The sequence below is a fragment of the Gelidibacter sp. genome (genome assembly GCF_035577925.1).
GTDB lineage: Bacteria > Bacteroidota > Bacteroidia > Flavobacteriales > Flavobacteriaceae > Gelidibacter.
Genome location: NZ_DATJCY010000361.1, coordinates 1 through 5,121, shown reverse-complemented (window position 1 = coordinate 5,121; position 5,121 = coordinate 1). Strand labels below are relative to the sequence as shown.

Here is a 5,121-nt window from a genome sequence, read left to right as displayed (position 1 = left end):
AGTCGTATTATTTCTTGATACTCGTTGTCGTTAAGATTTGGAAATTCTCTTTGTAAAATTGTCCGGTTAAACCTTTCATTTGGATTGAATGGAAGAAATTGTATAGGGTTTATTACAGACTGAATAGCCATTTTAAACGATAGATAGTTTGCATAGTCCGTGTCAACCAATGTTCCATCCATATCAAAGAATAGGACTTTGTCCTGCGTGATAATTTTGCTTATGTCTTGTTTATTGTCTTCCATTTTTGCTACGGTCTGTCTGTTACACTTGCACCTAACGGTTTACGGCTTTGCGATATGGCGGCATTTTAGCACAAAAGTTCAATAGAATTACTGCACTTGAACCTTGCACAAATGTTTCATAGAAGCACTTCAGCCGCCATATTGCCAAACCGATGTTAGCGGGTCGTTGTTTATATTCGTTTATCACTTTTCAACTTCATTGTCTGTATAAATATAAGTTGTGTCTAATTTGTATTGATATTTGTTTATGTCAAATTTAAAAGTCGTTATTTGAAGTTTAGTAGGGTTGTAAGGTTCAATTTCTTCAGATGATTCGATTGTCCACAAACCGTTTTTTTCTATTTTAAATTCAGCATTTTTTAAATAGTCCATAAAAGCCAATTTGTAGTGGTTGTCATATTGATTTAAAAATAAACCATACATACAACCACCTGTCCCACAAGCACCCAAATAAACTAAAATGTCTTCTTTTTTATCTGCATTGAAGTCTCCAAATTTATATGGTTCTGTTTTGGCTGAACTGTCAGGAAATTCAAAGTCCGAATTTTTAGGGACTGTTATTCTTACGAAATTTTCATTTAGTTTTATATCAAGTATAAACAAACTGTCTTGTTTTACTGTTTGGATTTGTTCTGATGTTTTTTGTATTACAAGACCTGTTGCGTTATTGCTTTCTTGTTTGCTTTGACAAGAGATAAGAGAAGTTAGTAAAATAAACTTTAAGATATTTTTCATTTTTTTTGTTCGTGTGTCGTTCTACAATGACCGCTAACGGATCGCAAATAGGCATTGGGCACTTACTTGCGTTAAGTGTTAAACGAAGATACAAATTTTATCCTTTTATAAAGTGTTAAAACGAAGTAATAATTGTGGCTGGTGCTTATTTGATGTTATGAGCATTTTATTATTTTAGTTTTAAAGACATCATCAAAAACGGTTTTCTTGTAATTGGACTTGTCTAATATAACAAGAAAAATAGCAAGGCATATTTTTGCCTTGCTATATTAACTGATATTAAGCACTACTCTCCAATTATATCGTCCGTGATAATCATTTTGTATTCTGCTTCCCACTTTTTTGATTTTTTATAATAAGTCCAATTATCAGGTAACCATAAATCTTTTTCTAATTTAACTCCATTGATAAAAGTGTTAAATTTTAATTCTGGAAACATCGTATTAAAGTTTGTTTTTATTAAATCATTGGATTCTCTTGAGTAAAACATGAAATTTCTGATATTTTTTTCTTCAGAAGGAAATATAGTAACTTCTTGCTTATTATCTATATCATTACCATAATCTAATACTTCTAAGAATTTTATTGTAATGGTATCTTCTGTCGAATTCTTAATTATAAAAGAGTAGTGGTTTATATACTCTTTAGTACAACTACTTATGCCAAGTAATAAGAATAAGGATAAATATAACAATATGTTTTTCATAATTTAAGTTTTAGTTATAAATCTGTTTAATTACGTTTTTATCTGTTGAGGAAATTTCAGTGGGAGCAGTAAAAGGGCTTCCATTTTTTTTCAACATCACATTTGTAAAAAATACCATTTTTAAAATACATTTTATGGTTTGTTTTTATTTCGGATTCATCTATCGTAAGATATAAATGTCGACCAGGTGCGTCGTTTTTCTCAATAATATTTTCGAATTCTAATTCTGAATTTGTAGCCGAAAGAATGTAATCCCTTTGTTCATTGAACAAGTCGTCTATTTCTTCTTTAAGTTTAACTTCTGGTAAAAAGACATAGTCAAGTTGATAGCCTAGGTTGATATGGTCTTTGCCCTGCATATTAGCAGTGTAATGAAAAATTTCCACCTCCTCATTATCTATTAATTGTCTTATACTTGATTCTTTAACGTTGGTTACAGGAAATTTGATTTTGAATTTTGCCTTAGGAAAACTTACTTCATACGATCCTTCTTCATCAGACATTGATTCTAACAAATCATTAATATCTGATTCATAACCATTTCCATTCTCAATTTTTTCCAGAATCTTGCTAATGTCCGATTTCTTTTTTTGTTCTGAACATGAAATTGTGACAGTCAATAAAACTAAAATTATGATTGTGTATTTTTTCATTTCTGCTTTTCTATGGTTACTAACGGGAAGTGGCTCAAAGAAGTGGCACTTTTTAGAGTAAACCCAAATCTCGAAGCGACAACTCAAATTTAAATAAAAATCTTTGAAACGAAGCGTTTATCTGCCATTTCTTTGAACCACATGTTATAGGTTTCGGTAATCATAGATGATAAGTGATTGCTTACAAGTGTATTGACAGGATAAAATGTGAGATGGATTAAAATATTTTTTTTATCTCGATTAAAAGTTGTAGGTTTGAAGTATAATTTAAAAAATTTATTGTACGGCATAAGTTTACATTTACGGTAATTTTATAAGAAAAAACTAAAACCACAGGGGAAAAACTACTCCCATTTATGAAATTTAAGAAAGTTTTTTAAATACCAAAACAATAGGAATTTATTGCGAAGGAGTATATTATGAAAGAGATGAAAAACATACCCTGTCTTTGTCTTTTAAGAAAGAGTACAATAGACACGTATGCCCTCCATTGGAGTTAACTAGTTCTATCCAAAGCGAAAAGAGGTTAATAAAAAGAACTAAAAAAACAAAATCTTATTCAATTGAATAAAACCGTTTTTTATATTGTCTTTTGTTGGTTGTCTTTGCCGTTGTTTGCTCAAACTGTTTCTGAAAGCGAAAATCTAGTGCCGAATGGAAGTTTTGAGGAGTATGAGGATTGTCCTTTAGGAATGGATGATTTTACTGTTAAAGATTGGTATTCTCCAACGCTTGGCTCTCCTAATTATTTGAATGTATGTAATAATACAGATGCAGGAGTACCTCAAAACTCATGGGGGTATATGGAGGCCGCTCATGGATCAGCATATGTGGGAATCCTTTGTGATGATATGACAGGAGTTGAATATAGAGAATATATTCAAGTTAAATTAAAAAAATCTCTGATTAAAAACACATCCTATAAAATTGGATTTTCCATTTCTCTCGCTAAAATCTCAAAGATTGCATGTAATAAAATAGGGATTTTATTGAGTCAATATCCTGTCACTTTGAACAACAATGGAGTTATTAACTCGAATCCTCAAATCGTATTCTCAAATATAATTAAGGATACTACTAAATGGATTCATTTAGTAGATACAATTATTCCTAATGAAGAGTATAAATATTTAACAATAGGATTTTTCTTTAATAATTCTGATTTATCTTGTATAGAGGTAAATAACAGCACATTCTATTCAGAACCATATTATCTGATTGATGATGTATTTGTTGAAGAGATAAATGAGTATTCTATTCCTAATGTTTTCACACCAAATGACGATGGAGTGAATGATAGATTGATGATTGGTGAAATTCCTAAGGGTTTTAATTTTATGATTTTAAACCGTTGGGGTAATGTTGTATTCCAAACAAACAAACCAAGTACAGAATTTTGGGATGGGACAATTAAAGGCGAAAAGTGCGTAGATGGAGTATATTTTTATAAACTCGAAAAAGGCAATTTTAGCAAAAATGGTTTTATTCATTTGATAAGATAAATCAAAATTTATCAATCATGAATATTTTAAAAAGAAAAATTAAGCTTAGTCTCTTAATGTCGATAGGCTTTTTGGTAACGAATGCGTTAAATGCTCAAAGTTGGAATACTAATGGAAATAACATTAATACTTCTAACTGGTTTGGTTCAATTAATAATGTGCAAATATTAACAAGAACCAATAACACCAACCGTATGAAACTCAATGGAAATTTGAGTTACGCTATTGATGGTTATAATGGGAATCGCAATGGGAATTTATTGCTCGGATGGCAGAATACTGGAACATTGTATAATCCCAATCGGGGAGCTTATTCCCTATTGCATTTAAACGGTGAGGGCACAACTCTGCAGGAGGGTGGTTATCGCTCATGGATGAAAACGGGTATTACCTTTACCGGGAATAATGATTTGAGTTATATCGGGTTGCGCCAAGTAGGAACAGGAACAGATATCACTGAAACCACTATTGCATGGTCAGACAACCAAGGAGCTTCACATCCTGGACCAGACGATATGGTGTTTCGATTTTTAGCTAGTGGAGGTGGAACAACAGCAATATCCTCTAATTTGCAATCAGTCAATGATTACGATGGGTTGCATGTTGCCCGCTTTACAAGTACAGGTAATTTCGGTTTAGGGAATACTTTCGGAACAAACCCAACAGGTACTCCATCAAACTTATATGTACGACCTGCTTCTCTTGGGCATTATAGTTTGAGTGATTTGCGTTCGGTATGGCAACAGTTTACCAATAGAAATACAGCAAACGGTTCGGGAACGGGAGAAACTGCTTCGGATGGTTTGCGTATAGGTATTGTCGGAAACGCAAATGCAAACGCAAACGGAACGGCTGCCCTGTATAATCAGGAAGCACGGGCATTGTTGTTTTCTACGAGTGCAAATACGAACAGTATCAACTTAACAAGTGGTACTACACTCGAACGTATGCGTATTATGTCGGTAGGAACGCCCACTCATCTGGCAACAGGAGGTTTCGGGGTGTATAACCCAGGAAATATTACCTCGAACAGAACAAGAGTTGCAATTAGTCATAACCCGTCTCAGCCTATAACTCGTCCATTGAGTTTGTTGCACTTGGGCTATAATACAGGATTGAATTCTTTTCCAGCAGGCTCAATGGAGTGTCTATATTTGTTGTGACAGATTAATACAGCCCTAAATGATTAAATTTGGCAAATGGCAAAAAGTTATGAAAACGATTTTAAAGTTCTAATGGTAGAATTAGTAAAATCAGGTAGATCCGCAAGAGAAGTAGGT

Annotated in this window: 6 protein-coding genes; 2 read left to right on the top strand and 4 right to left on the bottom strand. The window is 32.7% G+C overall.

Going from position 1 to position 5,121, the window contains the following annotated elements; translation table 11 throughout:
* From VNJ50_RS13880 to VNJ50_RS13865, 4 genes are all read right to left on the bottom strand, one after another.
* A partial coding sequence (locus VNJ50_RS13880; protein ID WP_325582893.1) for a hypothetical protein occupies window positions 1-245 on the bottom strand: 245 nt, incomplete at its 3' end.
* Between the two features lie 183 nt (window positions 246-428).
* Window positions 429-980, bottom strand: a complete 552-nt coding sequence (locus tag VNJ50_RS13875) for a hypothetical protein (protein WP_325582892.1) — start codon at window positions 978-980, stop codon at window positions 429-431.
* A 286-nt stretch (window positions 981-1,266) separates the two neighbouring features.
* Window positions 1,267-1,686 (bottom strand): hypothetical protein, encoded by a 420-nt coding sequence (locus VNJ50_RS13870; RefSeq protein WP_325582891.1) that lies wholly within the window; start codon window positions 1,684-1,686, stop codon window positions 1,267-1,269.
* A gap of 56 nt (window positions 1,687-1,742) precedes the next feature.
* A complete protein-coding gene (locus VNJ50_RS13865; protein WP_325582890.1) occupies window positions 1,743-2,339 on the bottom strand; it encodes a hypothetical protein in 597 nt (198 codons plus the stop codon).
* Between the two features lie 563 nt (window positions 2,340-2,902).
* On the opposite strand from VNJ50_RS13865, the gene VNJ50_RS13860 reads away from it, so the two are divergent.
* Entirely contained in the window at window positions 2,903-3,841 is a 939-nt protein-coding gene (locus VNJ50_RS13860) for a gliding motility-associated C-terminal domain-containing protein (RefSeq protein WP_325582889.1), read from the top strand.
* Between the two features lie 56 nt (window positions 3,842-3,897).
* Window positions 3,898-5,004 (top strand): hypothetical protein, encoded by a 1,107-nt coding sequence (locus VNJ50_RS13855; protein ID WP_325582888.1) that lies wholly within the window; start codon window positions 3,898-3,900, stop codon window positions 5,002-5,004.
* Window positions 5,005-5,121: the final 117 nt, after the last annotated feature.